19 protein-coding genes are annotated in these 17,428 nt (G+C 67.3%); 6 read left to right on the top strand and 13 right to left on the bottom strand.

Features of this window, described 5'->3' with window-relative positions; all coding sequences use genetic code 11:
* The first annotated feature begins 39 nt into the window (after window positions 1–39).
* The 3 genes from prmA (at window position 40) to fis (ending at window position 2,163) form a co-directional block, all read left to right on the top strand.
* On the top strand, window positions 40–960 hold the full coding sequence (gene prmA / locus AC5P8D_RS12710; RefSeq protein WP_043397591.1) for a 50S ribosomal protein L11 methyltransferase: 921 nt from the start codon (window positions 40–42) through the stop codon (window positions 958–960).
* A gap of 42 nt (window positions 961–1,002) precedes the next feature.
* Window positions 1,003–1,773, top strand: coding sequence for a DUF3426 domain-containing protein (locus AC5P8D_RS12705; protein WP_043397412.1), 771 nt, complete (start codon window positions 1,003–1,005; stop codon window positions 1,771–1,773).
* A gap of 114 nt (window positions 1,774–1,887) precedes the next feature.
* The gene (fis, locus tag AC5P8D_RS12700) at window positions 1,888–2,163 is read left to right on the top strand and encodes a DNA-binding transcriptional regulator Fis (RefSeq protein WP_005419706.1); all 276 of its coding nucleotides are present in this window, start codon (window positions 1,888–1,890) and stop codon (window positions 2,161–2,163) included.
* A gap of 93 nt (window positions 2,164–2,256) precedes the next feature.
* Here the strand turns inward: fis and AC5P8D_RS12695 are convergent, their stop codons facing one another.
* Genes AC5P8D_RS12695 through AC5P8D_RS12670 form a run of 6 tightly spaced genes read right to left on the bottom strand, consistent with a single transcriptional unit; the run spans window position 2,257 to window position 8,057 of the window.
* Entirely contained in the window at window positions 2,257–3,252 is a 996-nt protein-coding gene (locus AC5P8D_RS12695; RefSeq protein ID WP_049480684.1) for a phosphatidate cytidylyltransferase, read from the bottom strand.
* On the bottom strand, window positions 3,249–3,878 hold the full coding sequence (locus AC5P8D_RS12690; RefSeq protein ID WP_010481067.1) for a lysophospholipid acyltransferase family protein: 630 nt from the start codon (window positions 3,876–3,878) through the stop codon (window positions 3,249–3,251). The genes AC5P8D_RS12695 and AC5P8D_RS12690 overlap by 4 nt, the downstream gene beginning before the upstream one ends.
* A gap of 13 nt (window positions 3,879–3,891) precedes the next feature.
* Window positions 3,892–4,329 carry a hypothetical protein gene (locus AC5P8D_RS12685; RefSeq protein ID WP_495203377.1) on the bottom strand — a complete coding sequence of 146 codons (438 nt, stop codon included), beginning with the start codon at window positions 4,327–4,329 and terminating at the stop codon, window positions 3,892–3,894.
* Window positions 4,326–5,630 carry a phosphatase PAP2/dual specificity phosphatase family protein gene (locus AC5P8D_RS12680; protein WP_495203425.1) on the bottom strand — a complete coding sequence of 435 codons (1,305 nt, stop codon included), beginning with the start codon at window positions 5,628–5,630 and terminating at the stop codon, window positions 4,326–4,328. Before AC5P8D_RS12680 ends, AC5P8D_RS12685 begins: the two co-directional genes overlap by 4 nt.
* A gap of 23 nt (window positions 5,631–5,653) precedes the next feature.
* Window positions 5,654–7,405, bottom strand: coding sequence for a bifunctional alpha/beta hydrolase/class I SAM-dependent methyltransferase (locus tag AC5P8D_RS12675; protein ID WP_109814494.1), 1,752 nt, complete (start codon window positions 7,403–7,405; stop codon window positions 5,654–5,656).
* 34 nt (window positions 7,406–7,439) lie between these two features.
* Entirely contained in the window at window positions 7,440–8,057 is a 618-nt protein-coding gene (locus tag AC5P8D_RS12670; RefSeq protein ID WP_019338967.1) for a CDP-alcohol phosphatidyltransferase family protein, read from the bottom strand.
* Window positions 8,058–8,280: 223 nt separating this feature from the next.
* Between AC5P8D_RS12670 and purH the strand changes: the two genes are divergently transcribed.
* Genes purH through purD form a run of 3 tightly spaced genes read left to right on the top strand, consistent with a single transcriptional unit; the run spans window position 8,281 to window position 12,101 of the window.
* Window positions 8,281–9,864: a bifunctional phosphoribosylaminoimidazolecarboxamide formyltransferase/IMP cyclohydrolase gene (gene purH, locus AC5P8D_RS12665; protein ID WP_495203376.1), complete on the top strand. Its 1,584-nt coding sequence runs from the start codon at window positions 8,281–8,283 to the stop codon at window positions 9,862–9,864.
* 16 nt (window positions 9,865–9,880) lie between these two features.
* Window positions 9,881–10,759, top strand: coding sequence for a hypothetical protein (locus AC5P8D_RS12660; RefSeq protein ID WP_495203375.1), 879 nt, complete (start codon window positions 9,881–9,883; stop codon window positions 10,757–10,759).
* Window positions 10,760–10,817: 58 nt separating this feature from the next.
* Window positions 10,818–12,101 (top strand): phosphoribosylamine--glycine ligase, encoded by a 1,284-nt coding sequence (gene purD / locus AC5P8D_RS12655; RefSeq protein WP_010481051.1) that lies wholly within the window; start codon window positions 10,818–10,820, stop codon window positions 12,099–12,101.
* Between the two features lie 76 nt (window positions 12,102–12,177).
* On the opposite strand, the gene AC5P8D_RS12650 is transcribed toward purD, so the two are convergent.
* The 7 genes from AC5P8D_RS12650 to ftsE all read right to left on the bottom strand — a co-directional run bounded on the left by AC5P8D_RS12650 (window position 12,178) and on the right by ftsE (window position 17,405).
* On the bottom strand, window positions 12,178–12,510 hold the full coding sequence (locus tag AC5P8D_RS12650) for a helix-turn-helix domain-containing protein (protein ID WP_019338970.1): 333 nt from the start codon (window positions 12,508–12,510) through the stop codon (window positions 12,178–12,180).
* The gene (locus AC5P8D_RS12645; protein WP_100064745.1) at window positions 12,494–12,883 is read right to left on the bottom strand and encodes a type II toxin-antitoxin system RelE/ParE family toxin; all 390 of its coding nucleotides are present in this window, start codon (window positions 12,881–12,883) and stop codon (window positions 12,494–12,496) included. The genes AC5P8D_RS12650 and AC5P8D_RS12645 overlap by 17 nt, the downstream gene beginning before the upstream one ends.
* A 169-nt stretch (window positions 12,884–13,052) precedes the next feature.
* Entirely contained in the window at window positions 13,053–13,928 is an 876-nt protein-coding gene (gene rpoH, locus AC5P8D_RS12640) for an RNA polymerase sigma factor RpoH (RefSeq protein ID WP_006473441.1), read from the bottom strand.
* A 279-nt stretch (window positions 13,929–14,207) separates the two neighbouring features.
* On the bottom strand, window positions 14,208–14,921 hold the full coding sequence (gene ung, locus AC5P8D_RS12635; RefSeq protein WP_010481049.1) for a uracil-DNA glycosylase: 714 nt from the start codon (window positions 14,919–14,921) through the stop codon (window positions 14,208–14,210).
* Entirely contained in the window at window positions 14,918–15,760 is an 843-nt protein-coding gene (locus tag AC5P8D_RS12630) for a response regulator (protein ID WP_019338974.1), read from the bottom strand. Before AC5P8D_RS12630 ends, ung begins: the two co-directional genes overlap by 4 nt.
* 7 nt (window positions 15,761–15,767) lie before the next feature.
* Complete coding sequence (ftsX, locus tag AC5P8D_RS12625) at window positions 15,768–16,715, bottom strand: permease-like cell division protein FtsX (RefSeq protein ID WP_010481047.1); 948 nt, start codon at window positions 16,713–16,715, stop codon at window positions 15,768–15,770.
* Window positions 16,716–16,718: 3 nt separating this feature from the next.
* A complete protein-coding gene (ftsE, locus tag AC5P8D_RS12620) occupies window positions 16,719–17,405 on the bottom strand; it encodes a cell division ATP-binding protein FtsE (protein ID WP_005419728.1) in 687 nt (228 codons plus the stop codon).
* Window positions 17,406–17,428 lie beyond the last annotated feature (23 nt).

Genomic DNA, 17,428 nt, shown 5'->3' with positions numbered 1-17,428 from the left:
TCTAGCATGGCCCCCTTTCCCGCGATTGCCCCCACCACCATGCCGTTCCTGGAACTGACCCTGCGCTGCACCGAAGCCACCCAGCCCCGCTATGAAAACGCGCTGGAGGACGTTGGTGCACTGGCCGTGACCCTGCTCGATGCCGAGGCCGATACCAGCAACGAACAGGCCATTCTCGAACCGGGCGTGGGCGAGACCCCGCTGTGGGACACGCTGGTGCTGAGCGCGCTGTTCCCCGCCGACAGCAACGCGCTGTTGCTGCTGGCCGCACTGGAATCCTTCGATCCGGAACTGGACTGGAGCAGCGGCAGCTTCCGCGCGGTCGAGGATGAAGACTGGGAACGCGCCTGGATCGACCAGTTCCAGCCGATGGACTTCGGCAGCCGCACCTGGATCGTGCCGTGGAACCATGAACTGCCCGATGCCGCACAGGCCGCCGATGCCGCCGTGGTGCGGCTGGACCCGGGCCTGGCGTTCGGTTCGGGCACCCACCCGACCACCGCACTGTGCCTGCGCTGGCTGGACCAGTTGGCAGTCGATGGCCTGCTGCAGGGCCAGCGCGTGCTCGACTTCGGTTGCGGCTCGGGCATCCTCGCACTGGCCGCGCTGAAGCTGGGCGCCGCTGAAGCCATCGGCGTGGACAACGATCCGCAGGCCCTGGTCGCCACCGCCGACAATGCCGAACGCAACGGCGAGCAAGTGCGCATGCACGTGTACCTGCCGCAGGACGAACCGGTCGCGACCTATCCGATCGTGGTCGCCAACATCCTCGCCTCGGCGCTGGATGCGCTGGCCGAACTGCTGGCCGCGCGCGTCGCTGCCGGTGGCCGCATCGCCCTGTCCGGCATCCTGCATGGCCAGGAAGGTGAACTGCTGCAGCGCTATGCGGCCTGGTTCGACGATCTGCAGGCCACCCAGGATGGCGACTGGATGCGCATCACCGGCGTGCGCCGCGCCTGATCGTGGTTGAATGACCGCTGGATCCGAGCCCGCGCCCTGAGCATGTCCGAGCCGAACCCACCGCGCCGTCCCCTGGCCACCTTCCTGCGCACCGCGCCGGAAGGTGAGCCCGCGCCTGCGACCGATGCGCGCACGCAGGACGAAGCCGGGCACACAGCGCCTGTGGAGCAGATGCCCGTCGAGCCCATCGACCTGGCACCCCCCTCGGCGACAGGGATGCGACACGACGATGACGTTGTCATCGTTGATGAAGCAGCGGCCATCGAACCGGCGCCGCTCGCGGTGCAGGCAGCAGCGGCCGCCAGTGATGCCCCCAGCTTCCTGGGCAGCACGCGCGCACGCACGCTGCCAGCACCCCGTTGGCACTGGCTGCTGGTCGCAGGGCTGGCATTGCTGCTGCTACTGCAGAGCGTGCTGGCCGACCGCGCGCGGCTGGCCGCCGACGCCGGCAACCGCGCGTGGCTGGGCACGCTGTGCGGCGTACTGCACTGCAGCCTGCCGGCCTGGCACGAACCCACCGCCTTCACCATGACCAGCCGCGAGATCCGGCCGCTGCCCGGGCAGGCCGGCGTGCTGCAGGTGCAGGCCAGCATCCGCAACGACGCACGTTGGGCACAGGCGTGGCCAGACCTGCGCCTGTCACTGTCCGATGCCGATGGCCGGGTGATCGGCAGCGGCGTGTTCACGCCCACGCAGTACTTGGGTGAGAACCCCGGCACAGCCCTGCTGGAACCGGGCCAGAGCGCGCGCGTCGCGTTCCGGGTACAGGAGCCTGCTGCATCCACCGTCGCATTCACCTTCGACTTCCTCTGACCGGGGTGAGGCGACCAGCCGTGGCAGGCCGGGCACGCTCGCGCTAGACTGGCCGCCACCACCTCGTCCGGCCGCGCGCTCCGCGCGCACGGGCCAACCGAATCGGGAACCCCCTTGAACGCTGTCCTTTCTCGTCCTGACAACAGTCGTGGCGCTCCCCGGCCACCGCTGCGTGAACACGTCGCCCAGTCCGTGCGCCGCTACCTGCGTGACCTTGATGGCTGCGATGCGGACGATGTCTACGAGATCGTGCTGCGCGAGATGGAGATCCCGCTGTTCGTGGAAGTGCTCAACCACTGCGAAGGCAACCAGAGCCGCGCCGCGGCGATGCTGGGCATCCATCGCGCCACCCTGCGCAAGAAGCTGAAGGAATACGGCATCAGCGCGTAAGCGCAGCCCGCCGGGCATGGCCCGGCGCTACCGATGCCCGAACCACCCGGCTCCAGTAGATCCACGCCATGCGTGGATGGAGACCCGGCGGGATCAGCCGCCCCCGCCTGCCTTCCAGTAGTACCGCACCACATGGAAGAACACCGGCGCGGCGAAACATACCGAATCCAGCCGGTCGAGCATGCCACCATGGCCCTCGATCATGTGGCCCCAGTCCTTGATGCCACGGTCACGCTTGATCGCCGACATCACCAGGCCGCCCCAGAACCCCATCAGGTTGATCAGCAGCGACAGGCCGAACGCCTGCAGCGGCGTGAACGGGGTGATCCACCACAGCGCCGCACCCAGCGCGCTGGCACTCAGCACGCCGCCCACGAAGCCCTCCACCGTCTTCGACGGCGACAGCTTCGGTGCAATCAGATGCCTGCCCAGCAGCTTGCCCCAGATGTACTGCAGCACGTCCGAGGACTGCACCACGATCACCAGGAAGGCGAACAGCAGCACGTTGCGCGACGGATCATGGCCGGGCACGTGCAGGTTCAGCAGCAGCGGCACATGCGAGATGCAGAACACGCAGATCATCAGCCCCCATTGCACCTTCGCGGTCCGCTCCAGGTAGTGCGTGGTATCACCACCGATGGTCGACAGGATCGGCAGGAACAGGAACGCATAGACCGGAATCAGCAGCGTGTACATGCCGTACCAGTCGATCCACACCAGGTAGTACTGCCACGGCAGGACGACGTAGAACGCGGCCAGCAGCGCGTAGTAGTCGCCCGAGCGGGTCGGCGCCAGGGTGATGAACTCGCGCAGCGCGAACAGCGAGATGATCGCGAACAGCACGATCACCCCGGCACGGCCGAAGAACAACGCCAGTCCGACCACGATGGCCATCACCCACCAGGCGCGGATGCGCGAGACCAGGTTGGCGATGACCGCACTAGGCTGTCCGCGCTGGCGCCAGCGCAGGGTCTCGGCCACCAGCGTGGCCAGCACCAGCACCGCGCCGACACCGGCGAACAGCAGGCCGGTCTGCTGGCCGACACTCTGCGTTGCCAGATCGCCAGATACATCCAACACGAAACTCATGCACGACCTCCATTCGGCGCCAGGTCCAGCAGCGCCTGCCGGCTGCGGGCCAGGAAGGCGGCCTTGTCCTCGTCGGCCTGCAGTCGCAGCGGCGTACCGAAGGTAGCCGTGCACAACAAGGGCAGCGGCAGGAACCGGCCCTTCGGCATCACCCGCTTCAGGTTGTCGATCCACACCGGCACGAATTCCAGCTCCGGCCGTTGCCGCGCCAGATGGTAGATGCCGCTCTTGAACGGCAGCAGCGGCTCGTCGCCGACATTGCGCGTGCCTTCCGGGAACAGGATCAGCGAACAGCCTTCATCGACCGCTTCGCGCAGCACCTGCAACGGGTCCTGCTGGCGATGCCCGGCCTCGCGCTCGACCAGCACGCCGTTGAACACCGCGTCGATCAGGTAGCGGCGCAGGCCGTCGCGCTGCCAGTACTCCGCCGCCGCCACCGGACGCACCTGGCGGCGCAGGGCCAGTGGCATCGACGACCAGATCAGCACGAAGTCACCGTGGCTGGCGTGGTTGCCGTAGTAGACGCGGTGCTCGCTGGACGGCGCGCAGCCGATCCACAGCGCGCGCGCGCCGGTCACCACATGGATCGCGCCACTGCAGGCGCGGGCAATCAGTTCGGCGAACATCCATCCCTCCCGTTCACGTCTGCGGCCACAGCACGGCCAGCAGCACCAGCACCAGCTGCACCGCCGTCAGCAGGTACTGACGCAGCAGCAGGCGGCGCATGCCGGCCCATCGCAGATCCCATCCCCGCGACGGTTCCGCGCCCGGTGTGCGGCGCAGGCCACTGTCATGCAGCAGCCGGTCGATGCGTTGCGCCGCGGCCTCATCATTCAAGCCTTCATCGCGCAGCAGCTGCAGCAGGCTGGCATCGAGTGCCACCCGCCACGCGTGATAGGCCTGGACGACGCCTGCCACCACGCTGAGCAGCATCAGTCCGGCGGCAAGCATCGCCAGCCCGGGCTCGATGCCGAGCAGCAGCAACGCCACCAGCAGCAGCCCCAGCGACAGGCCTGCCGGCCAACGCCCCTGCCGCAGCAGCAGCTGCATGGTCGAAATATCAGGCGTGGTGCTCATGCAGGGTCTCCGGCGGCAACGGTGATCGCACGCAGGTGCGCCTTGCCCAGCACGATGCCCGGACGCGCGGCACGCACGATCGCCACCGCCGCATCGGCACCCGCCGCACGACCACTGCGCAGCAGCCAGGTCGCCACGCTGGCGGCACTGCGCGAATAGCCCAGTGCACAGCACACCAGCAACGGTCCCTGCGCACGCAGGCGCTCGATGGCCTCGGCTGCCTCGCGCAGCTGCTCCGGTTCTGGCACCACCAGGTCCAGCATCGGCACGCTGGCATACCCGGCGCCCGGCGCGCGGCAGGACAGCTCGGCACAGGCATCGACCACGCCCACCAAGGGTGCCGGCAACGCCGCGCAGGGAATCCGCCCCAACCACACGCCGTCCAGCACCGGCACCGGCTGCGGCGCACGCCGCGTCCACAGCCGCGAGTTGATCCAGGCGGCGCCCACGTACGGCGCCAGCAGCCAGCGCGCCGCCATGGTCAGGCGACCATCAGCGCGCTTCTGGAACACCGCCGTACCCAACCCGGCATACGCCAGCGCCACCAGCAGCAACGACACCACCGGCCACATCAGCCACAACGCCACGCCGCGCAGCATCACCGCCGGCGCCAGCAGCAGCATCGCCCCCAGCAGGTACAGCACTGCCAATCGCCAACGTTTGGCATCACCCGCAGTACGCCAGGCGCGCAGCGGCGGCGTGCCCTGCTCCGGCCACAGCCATACGCACAGCCAGCCGGCCAGCAGCCCGGTCGGGATGTCGATGAAATGGTGCTGGAACGTGGTCAGCACCGAGACACCGATCAGCAGTGCCCACACATGCAGCACCCAACGCCACACGCCGTGCAGGTACTGCGCGAACTTCACCCACAGCACGATCAGCAGCACGATGTGCAGCGATGGCGCCTGGTTGAACGGCTTGTCGAAGCCCAGCAGCACATCGAACAGCCAACCGAACACGCCGCCGATCTCCGGCCGCTCGAAACTGAAGCGCAGCGGCCACAGCAGGAAGCAGGTGACCGCGATCAGCTGTGCACTGAACAGCCGCAGCGCATGCCGGTCCAGTTCCAGACGTTGCCGGCACAGGAAGAAGGAGACCGCGTAGAACAGGTCGATCGACCAGTACGGCACGATCGTCCACGGCACGAAGGGAATGCGCGTCTCCCAGGCGAACGCCATCACCGGCAGTTCGGGATGGCGACCAGCCATCCAGTTGGCGAAGCCGTAGCTGGCGAAGAAGAACGGACCCAGCAGGGCCAGCCACAGCAGGGCGCGCCGCCAGGGGTGCCCTTCCGCGGCCAGTGGGGTTGCGGCCAGCGTCGCCATCACGCGGTCCGGCGCGCCAGCGACACGGTGAAGATGCCGAAGTCATCGATGCGCTGCGCCACCTTCTCGAACCCGGCCAGGCGCACCAGCTCATCCATCTCCTGCTGGGTACGGCGGCGCATCACCCACGCGGCGCCGCCTCGATGGCTGGTCAGCGCGCGGGCGATGAATTCCAGCTGCGGGTGCCAGGGCTGGCCGGTGTAGGCCAGGTAGCCGCCCACCGGTACGGTTGCGGCGATGCCCTGCAGCGAGCGCAGCACGGCGTCGTTGTCGGGGAATAGTTCGTACAGGCCCGATACCACCGCCAGCGTAGGCGCCGGGTCCACCGCCGCCAGTTGCGCGGGATCGAACGCATCGCCCTGCTCGAAGTGGGCGATGTCGGCTGCACCGAGGCGCTCGATCAAGGCCTGGCCCTGGGTCACGTTCAGATCGCTGAAATCACGCAGCACGATGCGGTCGGCGCGCTGTTCGCCCTGGCCCAGCGCTTCCAGCACATAGCGGCCATGGCCGGCGGCCACGTCCAGCACGCGCACCGGCGTGCCCTGCCCGCGCAGTCGCTGCGCAGCATCGCGCAGCAGTTCCTGCAGGTGCTGGCCGCGCACACGGATGCCGCGCCAGCCGATTGCATCCAGATAGTTGCGGTCGACCATGCGGCCCAGCGGGCCCTTGCCACGCGCTTGGTCGCGATAGATGTAGTCCAGCGTGCTGCCGGAATCGAAACCGGTCTGCAGGCCCAGCGCGATGCCTTCGGACAACGTGCCACCGAAACGCAGGCCGCCACGCACCACGCGCCAGCGCAGGTCGGCCAGGCTGTTGCGTTCCGGTGGCCAGGCCAGGATCTCCGATTCCTCGAAGGTCGGACCATGCCGGTGTGCGTCACGACGCGACAACTCGCGCAGGGGTTCGGCGAAGCGCGTCTGGATGAAACTGCGGATGCGCGCCAATGCCGGCGCGCGATCACGTTCGCCCAGCGTGTCGTGGAAGAAGCCCGGCAGGTGAACGCGCTCCTTGATCGGGCTGGACAGGCGCTCGTAGAAGCGGTCCTGCGGGCCACGATGCACGACGAAGTCCGAGCCGGACACCAACAGCTGCACCGGCACGCTGATCGCCTGCGCATCGGCGACGATGCGGTCGGCCGCTTCGTACAGGCCCAGCAGCACGCGCACCGAGATCGGGCGGGTGATCAGCGGATCGGTACGATAGCTTTCCACCCGTGCCGGGTCGTGGGTCAGCCACTGCGGCTTGACGTAGCTGTTGACGAAGAAATTGCCGCGCAGCTTCTGCATCAGCGCCAACCCAGCGCGTGCGAACGGCACGTACAGCTTCACCTTGAAGGCGGGCGAAGCCATCACCAGCGCACGCAGGCGCGGCGCGTAATCGTGCACCCAGGTCGCGGCGACCACCGCCCCAACGCTCTGCGCGATCACCACGATGTCTTCCACCGCGATACCGTGCTCGGCGCCGATGTGGGCAATGAAGCTGTCCAGGTCACGCACCAGCGCCGGGAAGCCCGGTGCATCGCCACGTGCGCCCGGCGAACGGCCATTGCCGCGCGCATCCCAGGCGAAGAAGGCGGTGTCGGGCAGGTCCAGCTCATCGACCAGGTGGGTGACCCGGCCGGAGTGCTCGTGGCCGCGGTGCAGCAGCACGATGGCCTTGGTGGCCGGGGTTGCGGTGGTTCCCGCCCAGTACCGGTAGAACAGCGGTACCTGGTCGAAGCTGTGGAATTCCCGTTCCTGCGCCTGACGCATGCAATCTCCTGATTGTCTTTTTGTATCTGCTTGATTAATTCGGCGAAACCGCCGCTTCCCGCAGTCCGCGACGGACGCGGTTGATCATCGTCAGCACGCACAACACTGCCATGGCTGCAGCCACGCCGCTGACCGTCAGTGCACCGCCCCAGCCGAAGGCCAGCAGCAAGCCCAGCGCACCGATCACGAAGGCGCGGTCGCTCTTGCCCATCGGGCCGTCATAGCGGCGGCTGGCACCGACCATCAGCCCCAGCACGCCGGCGTACTCGCTCAGCGCCGCCGTCCAGGCCAGCAGCCACAGCGCCTCCGGGCGCACGCCGGGTACGCTGAGCAGGCTCAGGTACAGCGCCGCATCGGCGATCACATCGCACACTTCGTTCAGATAGGCGCCCAGCCGCGATTGCTGGCCGAATTCGCGCGCCAGCATGCCGTCCACCGCGTTGAGCGCCATGCGCAGCAGCATCCACAACGGCAGCAGCAGATACAGCAGAGGCTGGGCAGGCGCGCAGCACCACACGGCCGCGGCCACCAGCAGCGAGACCACGGCAGCGGCCACGGTCACCGTATTGGCAGTGATCCCCATGCGGAACAGACCGCGTACGGCTGGACGCAACAGGTCCTGGAAACGTCCCTTCAATGCATAGATCGACATGATCCGTACCCGCTGATCCTTGGCAGTGCGGGCACAGCCTACCCCATCGTTGGCAGATTCCGACAACCCGGCTCTGGTCCGCAGCCCAGACTCCGGATCGGGCCGGATCGGTGTGCCCGACCCGGCCTTACGCCGATTGCCACGGCAAATTACCCCTTCCAGCGCCCGCCACGGGCCCCCACCGCCTACAATATCGGCCCCGCTCCGCTGCCGATTCTGTCCCATGACTGCTGATCTGTTGCCCGTCCGCCGGGCCCTCCTCTCCGTTTCCGACAAGACCGGTCTGGTCGAGCTGGCCACTGCGCTGGCGGCACGCGGCGTGGAGCTGCTGTCCACCGGCGGCACCGCCAAGGCGATCCGCGATGCGGGCCTGGCCGTGAAGGACGTGGCCGAGGTCACCGGTTTCCCGGAAATGATGGACGGCCGCGTCAAGACCCTGCACCCGATGGTGCACGGTGGCCTGCTGGGCCGTTCGGGCCTGGATGATGCGGTGATGGCCGAGCATGGCATCGGCGCCATCGACCTGCTGGTGCTGAACCTGTATCCGTTCGAATCGGTCACCGCCAAGGCCGACTGCACCCTGGCCGACGCGGTCGAGAACATCGACATCGGCGGCCCGGCCATGCTGCGCTCGGCGGCCAAGAACTTCGCCCGCGTGGCGGTGGCCACCGATCCGTCGCAGTACGCCGAACTGCTGGCCTCGCTGGCGGCCAACGACGGCCAGCTGTCGGCCGCCACCCGCTTCGCGTTCTCGGTGGCCGCGTTCAACCGCGTCGCCCAGTACGACGCGGCGATCAGCAACTACCTGTCGGCGGTCACCGCCACCGACGCCGCCGTGCCGGCCCGTGCCGAGTACCCGGCGCAGATGAACTCCACCTTCGTCAAGGTGATGGACCTGCGCTACGGCGAGAACCCGCACCAGAGCGGTGCGTTCTACCGCGACCTGTACCCGGTGCCGGGCACCCTGGCCACGTTCCAGCAGCTGCAGGGCAAGGAACTGAGCTACAACAACCTGGCCGATGCCGATGCGGCGTGGGAGTGCGTGCGCCAGTTCGACGCGCCGGCCTGCGTCATCGTCAAGCACGCCAACCCGTGCGGCGTGGCCGTCGGTGCCGGCAACGGCGATGCCTACGAGCTGGCCTACGCCACCGACCCGACCAGCGCCTTCGGCGGCATCATCGCCTTCAACACGCCGCTGGACGCTGCCACCGCCAAGGTCATCCTGGACCGCCAGTTCGTGGAAGTGCTGATCGCCCCGGATTACGAGCCGGCCGCGCTGGAATACGCGCAGAAGAAGGCCAACGTGCGCGTGCTGCGCATCCCGCATGGTGATGGCCTGAACAACTTCGACAGCAAGCGCGTCGGCTCGGGCCTGTTGCTGCAGTCCTCGGACAACCGCAGCATGACCCGCGACGAGCTGAAGGTGGTCAGCAAGCTGGCACCGACCGACAAGCAGTTCGCCGACCTGCTGTTTGCCTGGAAGGTGGCCAAGTTCGTGAAGTCCAACGCGATCGTCTATGCGAAGGACAACCGCACCATCGGTGTCGGCGCCGGCCAGATGAGCCGCGTGTACTCGGCGCGCATCGCCGGCATCAAGGCCGCCGATGCAAACCTGGTGGTCGAGGGTTCGGTGATGGCTTCCGATGCGTTCTTCCCGTTCCGCGACGGCATCGATGCCGCTGCTGCCGCCGGCATCAAGGCGGTCGTCCAGCCGGGCGGTTCGATGCGCGATGCCGAAGTGATCGCCGCCGCCGACGAACACGGCCTGGCCATGGTGTTCACCGGCGTGCGCCACTTCCGCCACTGATACTGGAGCGACACGGATGTCCGCAGTCTCACTGAAATCGCTGGCCTTGCTCGCCCTCGCGGGCGCGGCCGCGCTGGCCGGCTGCAAGCCTGCGGCCGCCCCGGTGCCTGCGTCGTCGCCGCAGGCCGCCACGTCGGCCCCTGCCGAGCCGACGGCGCACGTGAGCCGCACCGCGCGACTGCAGGCCTTCCTGGTCCAGCGCTACGGCAAGAACGCCAGGCTCTCCGGTGAATGGCACGGCAGCTGGAACGACGACGGCGAAACCCGCCCGATGGACTGGCACGTCTGCGCCGAGCAACCGGTGGTGAGCGGTGACAGCTGGCAGCAGTTGCTGGCGGTCTGCGGTGCTTTGTCCGAAGGCGCGCACATCGACGCAGGCATGATCGACTTCTTCGTGCTGCATCCGAAGGGCGAGGGCTTCGACGTGACCAGTGAACTGACTGGCGAACGCTTTGGCAGCGGCGGCCAGCCCGGCACCGCCAGCATCATCCGCGCAGGCAGCGACTTCTATGGTTTCCGCGTCGAGGACGGCTGGTTCGGGCAGGGCTTCTCGCTGCTCTCGCAGTCGCTGATCCTGCCAGGCCCGAACGGCCTGGTGTCCAGTGGCAGCGTGCGCAGCCATATCGACAATGACGCCCAGTACGAGTGCGACAACCTGGGCGCCAGCAGCGACCCGGAGACTGTCGAGGACTGCCGTAACCGTCGCTTCAGCATCGATTTCGCCCAGCGTTTCGACGACAGCGATCGCAGCGCGCGCATCTGGCCGCTGCTGATCGAGGAAACCGGCACCACCTGCGGTGGCAAGCAGGTCCGGCAGGAACACCGCTTTACCCTGGACCCGAAGACCTGGGCCTATTCCTTCCCCGAATCACTGCGACGCGAAGGCTGCGAGTGAGCCACGCGCGCCGCCGGGGATATCGATCTTCCCTTCCCACGCAATCTGGAATCTCGTGATGAACGTACTTGTCATCGGCTCTGGCGGCCGCGAACACGCCCTGGCATGGAAGCTGGCCCAGTCCTCCCGTGTCACCGAAGTGATCGTGGCGCCCGGCAACGCCGGCACCGCCAGCGAGGACAAGTGCCGCAACGTGGCGGTGAAAGTGACCGACATCGACGGCCTGCTGGCGCTGGCCCAGGCCGAAGGCGTGGCGCTGACCGTGGTCGGCCCGGAAGTACCGCTGGTGGCCGGCGTGGTCGACCGCTTCCGCGCCGCCGGCCTGCGCATCTTCGGGCCGACTGCCGCCGCCGCGCAGCTGGAAGGCAGCAAGGCCTACGCCAAGGACTTCCTGGCCCGCCACAACATCCCCACCGCGTTCTATGCCGTGCACACCGAGGTGGATGCCGCCCTGGCCTACATCCGCGAGAAGGGCGCGCCGATCGTGGTCAAGGCCGATGGCCTGGCCGCCGGCAAGGGCGTGATCGTGGCGATGACCCTGGCCGAAGCCGAAGATGCCGTGCGTGACATGCTGTCGGGCAACGCGTTCGGCGATGCCGGTGCGCGCGTGGTGATCGAAGAGTTCCTCGATGGTGAGGAAGCCAGCTTCATTTCGATGGTGGACGGCGTGCATGCGCTGCCGATGGCCACCTCGCAGGACCACAAGCGCGTCGGCGACGGCGACACCGGCCCGAACACCGGTGGCATGGGCGCCTATTCGCCCGCGCCGGTAGTGACGCCGGAGGTGCATGCACGCGTGATGCGCGAGGTGGTGAACCCGACCGTGCAGGGCATGATTGCCGACGGTATCCCGTTCACCGGTTTCCTCTACGCGGGCCTGATGATCGACGCCAGCGGCGCGCCGAAGGTGATCGAATTCAACGTGCGCTTCGGCGACCCGGAAACCCAGCCGGTGATGTTGCGCCTGCAGTCGGATCTGGTCGAGCTGGTGGAAGCCGCCATCGATGGCCGCCTGGACCAGGTGCAGGCGCAGTGGGACGCACGCCCGTCGCTGGGCGTGGTGCTGGCCGCGAAGCCCTACCCGGAAGCGCCGATCACCGGTGACGTGATTTCCGGCCTGGACGACGTGCCGGCCAGTGCCAAGGTGTTCCATGCGGGGACTGCATTGGACGCGCAGGGCCAGGTGGTCAGCGCCGGCGGCCGCGTGCTGTGCGTGGCGGCGCTGGGTGACAGCGTGCGCGACGCGCAGGCCAACGCCTATGCCGGCGTGGCCAAGGTGACCTGGGCCAACGAATTCCACCGCAACGACATTGGTTGGCGCGCGATCGCACGCGAGGGGTGAGGCTCCCCCGCTCCCATGCATGGCGCGGATTGAATACCACGGTAAAGCAAAGGCCCGGCATTGCCGGGCCTTTGCTTTACAGGACTGCTTCGAGACCCTTCCGATCAATCAGGTTAAGCAACTTCAGTGACGGTCCGCTGGGTTTCTTTTCGCCCTGCTCCCAGCTGCGTACGGTGGAAACGCTGGTATTGAGAACCCCCGCAAAGACCGGCTGACTGAGCTGCAGTGACGTACGCAGGGCACGGATCTGGGCACTGCTGTACTCAGGGACCGGCTCAAGGCAAAGTGCTTCGTAGCTGCTCAACCGACGTTTATCGATGAAGCCATGCGCGTGCAGACTCACAGCAGCATCATGCACCGCTTCAAGAAGCGCACTTTTCGCGCGCCGTCGCTCAGGGGTCTTCGTCATGGCCGATCTCCTGTAGATCCCCGTACTCCACGGCGCGATTCAGCTGCGCCGTACTCATTCTCAGGAACTCCGATGCGTACAACTGCAGCGCATCCCGTTCCGCATTCGTGATCGCAGCACGTTCATTCTTCTCGTAGCCGAAAAGGAAGAACCAATGCCCGCCTCGCTGTGTGGCGACGATGATTCGAACGCTCCCACGCTTTCCTCGCCCCGGCAACGGAACGCGCTTCTTGAAGATTCCGCCGCCAAGATCAGCATCCACCAGACCCGCTTCCATTTCACGTACCGACCGGTACAGCGCAGCGTCGGACAGGGTGGTCCTACGCATACTGCGATTGAAACTTCGTGTGCGGAAGACGCGTGGCATGATCATACCGTGCCACTGCGTGGTACGGCGTGAACATCAGCATCCAGCACATGACCCGGTCGGCACAATCACCGCTCTGGCGTCAGAGTAGAGCCACGCCATGCGTGGCTAAGCCCCACAAACGAAAAAGGCCCGGCAGTGCCGGGCCTTTTCATTGCTTCAACGCCATCCCGCCTTACGCGGTGAACAGCGCCTTCATCTTCTTCAGCGCGTTCGCCTCGACCTGGCGGATGCGCTCAGCCGACACGCCGTACTCGTCGGCCAGTTCCTGCAGCGTCACCTTGCTGTCGGCATCCAGCCAGCGGCGGCGGATGATGTCGCGCGAACGCGCATCCAGCTCGGCCAGGCCTTCGCGCAGCAGCTGCATCTGGTTGTCTTCGCTGTCGGCACGTTCGTAGGCCATCGACGGATCTTCGTCGTTGGCAACCAGGAACGCGGCCGGCGACGGCGGCGCGTGTTCGTTGTCCTCGTCGGTCGGCGCATCGAAACCGATATCGCGACCGGACAGGCGCGATTCCATTTCCATGACCTCGCGCTCGGACACGTTCAGGTCCTTGGCGACGGCGCTGACTTCCGCCGCGTTCATCCAGCCCAGGCGCGTCTTCGACTTGCGCAGGTTGAAGAACAGCTTGCGCTGCGCCTTGGTGGTGGCGACCTTCACGATGCGCCAGTTCTTCAGGATGAACTCGTGCATCTCGGCACGGATCCAGTGCACGGCGAAGGAGACCAGGCGCACGCCCATGTCCGGGTCGAAGCGCTTGACCGCCTTCATCAGGCCGATGTTGCCTTCCTGGATCAGGTCGCCCAGTGCAAGGCCGTAGCCGTTGTAGCCGCGGGCCACGTGCACCACGAAGCGCAGGTGCGAATGCACCAGCTCGCGGGCGGCGTCCAGATCGTTGCCGTCGCGGAAGCGACGGGCCAGGTCCTGTTCGTCATCGACCGACAGCACCGGGATCTGGTGCACGGCACCGATGTAGGCGTCCAGCGAACCGAGCGCACTGGGAATCGGGAGATTGTTTGCCACAAGGGCAGTAGAGGTGTTCTGGCTCATAGGCACCCATCTTAGCAGTCCGGGATTTGGACTGCTAAAGGAGGAAAAAGTTCCAGCATCCTATTGATGCAACACTGGTCCCAAACAGAGCCCTACCGTAGCGCGATTTGATGACAGTGGCGAGCGCGCTTTTCGGGATTCACAATCCCTTGGAATTCAAGCAATTACCTGCCGGAAACCGGCCGATTCCGGTCAAGGTTAGCTGAACAGGCCGTCCCCGGACGCCCATTCAGGGCCGGAAACGTTGCCCGGCGTTCAGCCCCGGACCGGCACCGCCGCTCAGAGCGCCGAACGGGGCGGCAGCGACCAGTCGACCGGGGCCTGGCCGCGACGCTGCAGGTACTCGTTGGCCATCGAGAAATGCCGGCAACCCAGGAAGCCACGGTGGGCCGACAACGGCGACGGGTGCGGCGACTTCAGCACGCGATGGCGACGGGTATCGATGACCTTGCCCTTCTGCTGCGCATAGGCGCCCCAGAGCATGAACACCAGGCCTTCGCGCTCGCGGTTGAGCACGTCCACCACGTGGTCGGTGAAGCCCTCCCAGCCACGGCCCTGGTGCGCACCGGCCTTGCCCTCTTCCACGGTCAGCACGGCATTGAGCAGCAGCACGCCGCGCTGCGCCCACGGGATCAGGCAGCCGTGGTCCGGGCGCGGGATACCGAGATCGCTCTCGATTTCCTTGTAGATGTTCAGCAGCGACGGCGGCACCGGCACGCCCGGCGGCACCGAGAAACTCAGGCCATGCGCCTGGCCACGGCCGTGGTACGGGTCCTGGCCGAGGATCACCACCTTCACCTGCTCGAATGGCGTGGCATCGAACGCGGCGAAGATCTGCGGACCGGGCGGGAACACCGCCGCACCGTTGGCCTTGCGCTGGCGCAGGAAGCTGGACAGCTCACGCATCTGCGGCTGCATCAGGTAATCGCCGACATGCTGTTTCCAGCTCGGTTCCAGCTGGATCGTCGGGGTGGCGGCTACTTCATCCATCATCGAATCAGGGGTCCATCGTTCAATCGGGCCAGGCGCAGCTGGAACAGCACCTTGGTGACCAGCAGCCGTTCTTCAATCGGCTTGAGCACCAGGTCGTTGGCGCCGGACTGCAGCAGCCCGGTCTGGTTGTGCGGGTTGCCATCGCCGGTCATCACCAGCACCGGCAGGCGGCGCTTGCCGTAGCCGAAGTCCACGCGCACGCGCTGCACCACGTCGCGGCCGCTCAGCTCGCCCTTCAGGGTGACGTCGGTCAGCACCAGGTCGATGCGATGGCGGCTGCGGCCCAGCGACTCGGCGGTGAGCAGGGTGAACGCCTCTTCGGCGCTGACCACGTGCAGCACGTTCAACTGCTGTCGCTCAAGCATGCGCTTGGTGGCCTCGGCGACCACGCGGCTGTCCTCGATATAGAGGATGGTGGCGCCGGGAATGGTCTGCGGCTGCACATAGCCACGGACGAAGGTCGCCAGTGCCTCGTGGCCCAGCGCCTTGTCGAAATAGTCGGTGACGTACTCGGTGAAGCGGCGCTGCTCCAGGTGCTGCTGGGCATCGCCGGAGACCACGATCACCGGCACATAGGCCTGGCCCGCCGCTTCGCGCACCATCCGCGCCAGCGCCAGGCCGTCGCCATCGCGCAGGGTCAGCGAGGTCGTCACCAGGTCGACCGGGCCCTGCGCCAGCGCCTGCTGCGCGTCTTCGATGCTGTCGCAGCCGATCACCTCCACGCCCGGCAGGTCACGCTGCAGGACGTCGGCGATCAGCTTGCGGACCAGCTTCGACCCGTCGACCACCATCACCCGCGTCGCGGGCCCTTCAAGGTGCTTCAGCGCTTGCGGTTGCATGCCGGTCTCAGGTGTCGGTCGGGCGGGTCTGGCGCAGGAAATGGCCGGTCACCAGCCACGCGCCCAGCCAACCCAGCAGCAGCGTGCCGAGCAGGACCAGGCTGCCATGCAGCAGGTCCAGGCCATGCAGCACGAACGGGCTGCCGTAGCTGCGCGAGAGTTCGGCCAGCGGCACGCGCAGGGCGGCGCCGGCCGCAGCAATCAGGGCCAGCGCCACCGCGCCGGCACCCAGTCCATACCACGCGCCCAGGTACAGGAACGGGCGGCGAATGAAGCCATCACTGGCGCCGAGCAGCTGCAGCACGCCGATCTCTTCGCGACGCGCCTGGATATCCAGGCGCACGGTGTTGCCGACCACCAGCGCGGCGCCCACGCCGAGCAGTACCGACAGCACCTGCACCAGCCGTGCGCCGAACGCCAGCCAGGCATCCAGACGCTGGCGCCACAGTGCGTCGTGCTGCACCAGGTCGGCCTCGGGCAGGCTCTCCAGCGCGCGCGCCAGGCGTGCGTCGTCCTTGCCCTGGCCCGGGGTGATCACCAGCAGCGAGGGCAATGGATTGTCGTTGAGTGCGTCGATCGCCTCACCGAGGCCGGCATCGCGCAGTTCCTGCAGGCCCTGCTCGGGCGTGCGCACGTTCACTTCGGCCACGTCGTCGCGGTCGCGCAGCTGGCCGGCCAGGCGCAGTGCGCCGGGACCATCGACGTTGCCCTTCAGGAACACGTTGATGTCGCGCGACTGCTGCACGCTGCCGGCGAACTGCTTGAGGTTGTCCAGCGCGATCGACAGGCCAAGCGGCAGGGCCAGTGCCAGCGCCATGACCATCACCGTCAGCAGGGTCGCCCACGGCTTGCGGCAGGCGCGGCCAAGGCTGAACACCACGCTGTGCACGTGGTGCTGGAACCAGACGCCCACACGCGAGGGCGCGGCGGCTTCGCTGTTTTCGTTCTTCGCCATGCGTTACTCCGCCAGGTCCTGCGGCGAGATGTCATCCACCAGCCGGCCGTGGTCGAGGATCAGCACGCGCTTGCGCATGCGACGCAGCAGCGGCAGATCGTGGCTGACCACCAGCACGCTGGTGCCGCGCGAGGGCAGCTCGGCGAACAGGGCCATGATCTCCGCGGCCAGGGTCGGGTCGAGGTTGCCGGTCGGCTCATCGGCCACCAGCAGCTTGGGTTCGCCGACGATGGCGCGGGCGATGCCGACGCGCTGCTGCTCGCCGGCCGACAGCTGCGAGGGCAGCGCCTTCTCGCGATGGCCCAGGCCCATCCGCTCCAGCACCGAGCGCACGCGCTTGTTGATGTCGCCACGGCGGGTGCCGCGCAGGATCAGCGGCAACGCCACGTTCTCGGCGATCGAGCGGTCCATCAGCAGGCGATGGTCCTGGTAGACCGCACCCACCGCGCGACGGTGGCGGGGCACGTCGCCGCCACGCACCTTCAGCAGGTTGCGCTCGTCGAACACCACCGCACCGCGGCTGGGCCGCTCGTCCAGGTGGATCAACTTGAGCAGGGTGCTTTTGCCCGCACCGGAATGGCCGGTGACGAACAGCATCTCGCCCGGCGCGACCTCGAAGCTGACATCGGTCAGTGCCTCGTGGCCACCGGCGTACTGTTTGCTGACATTGTCGAAGCGCAGGACACTCATGCCCCGATTATGCAGGACCGGCG

The organism is Stenotrophomonas sp. YJH_SMC_101-4, assembly GCF_059370395.1.
The sequence above is the reverse complement of the archived record's forward strand: the minus strand, read 5'-3'. Positions and strand labels throughout refer to the sequence as shown.

Excerpts from the sequence above, each read along its gene's own strand:
- prmA (WP_043397591.1), top strand. The coding sequence starts at position 40 with ATGCCGTTCCTGGAACTGACCCTGCGCTGCACCGAAGCCACCCAGCCC.
- AC5P8D_RS12705 (WP_043397412.1), top strand. The coding sequence starts at position 1,003 with ATGTCCGAGCCGAACCCACCGCGCCGTCCCCTGGCCACCTTCCTGCGC.
- AC5P8D_RS12695 (WP_049480684.1), bottom strand. The coding sequence starts at position 3,252 with ATGAGTTTCGTGTTGGATGTATCTGGCGATCTGGCAACGCAGAGTGTC.
- AC5P8D_RS12690 (WP_010481067.1), bottom strand. The coding sequence starts at position 3,878 with ATGTTCGCCGAACTGATTGCCCGCGCCTGCAGTGGCGCGATCCATGTG.
- AC5P8D_RS12685 (WP_495203377.1), bottom strand. The coding sequence starts at position 4,329 with ATGAGCACCACGCCTGATATTTCGACCATGCAGCTGCTGCTGCGGCAG.
- AC5P8D_RS12675 (WP_109814494.1), bottom strand. The coding sequence starts at position 7,405 with ATGCGTCAGGCGCAGGAACGGGAATTCCACAGCTTCGACCAGGTACCG.
- AC5P8D_RS12670 (WP_019338967.1), bottom strand. The coding sequence starts at position 8,057 with ATGTCGATCTATGCATTGAAGGGACGTTTCCAGGACCTGTTGCGTCCA.
- purH (WP_495203376.1), top strand. The coding sequence starts at position 8,281 with ATGACTGCTGATCTGTTGCCCGTCCGCCGGGCCCTCCTCTCCGTTTCC.
- AC5P8D_RS12660 (WP_495203375.1), top strand. The coding sequence starts at position 9,881 with ATGTCCGCAGTCTCACTGAAATCGCTGGCCTTGCTCGCCCTCGCGGGC.
- purD (WP_010481051.1), top strand. The coding sequence starts at position 10,818 with ATGAACGTACTTGTCATCGGCTCTGGCGGCCGCGAACACGCCCTGGCA.
- AC5P8D_RS12650 (WP_019338970.1), bottom strand. The coding sequence starts at position 12,510 with ATGACGAAGACCCCTGAGCGACGGCGCGCGAAAAGTGCGCTTCTTGAA.
- AC5P8D_RS12645 (WP_100064745.1), bottom strand. The coding sequence starts at position 12,883 with ATGATCATGCCACGCGTCTTCCGCACACGAAGTTTCAATCGCAGTATG.
- rpoH (WP_006473441.1), bottom strand. The coding sequence starts at position 13,928 with ATGAGCCAGAACACCTCTACTGCCCTTGTGGCAAACAATCTCCCGATT.
- ung (WP_010481049.1), bottom strand. The coding sequence starts at position 14,921 with ATGATGGATGAAGTAGCCGCCACCCCGACGATCCAGCTGGAACCGAGC.
- AC5P8D_RS12630 (WP_019338974.1), bottom strand. The coding sequence starts at position 15,760 with ATGCAACCGCAAGCGCTGAAGCACCTTGAAGGGCCCGCGACGCGGGTG.
- ftsX (WP_010481047.1), bottom strand. The coding sequence starts at position 16,715 with ATGGCGAAGAACGAAAACAGCGAAGCCGCCGCGCCCTCGCGTGTGGGC.
- ftsE (WP_005419728.1), bottom strand. The coding sequence starts at position 17,405 with ATGAGTGTCCTGCGCTTCGACAATGTCAGCAAACAGTACGCCGGTGGC.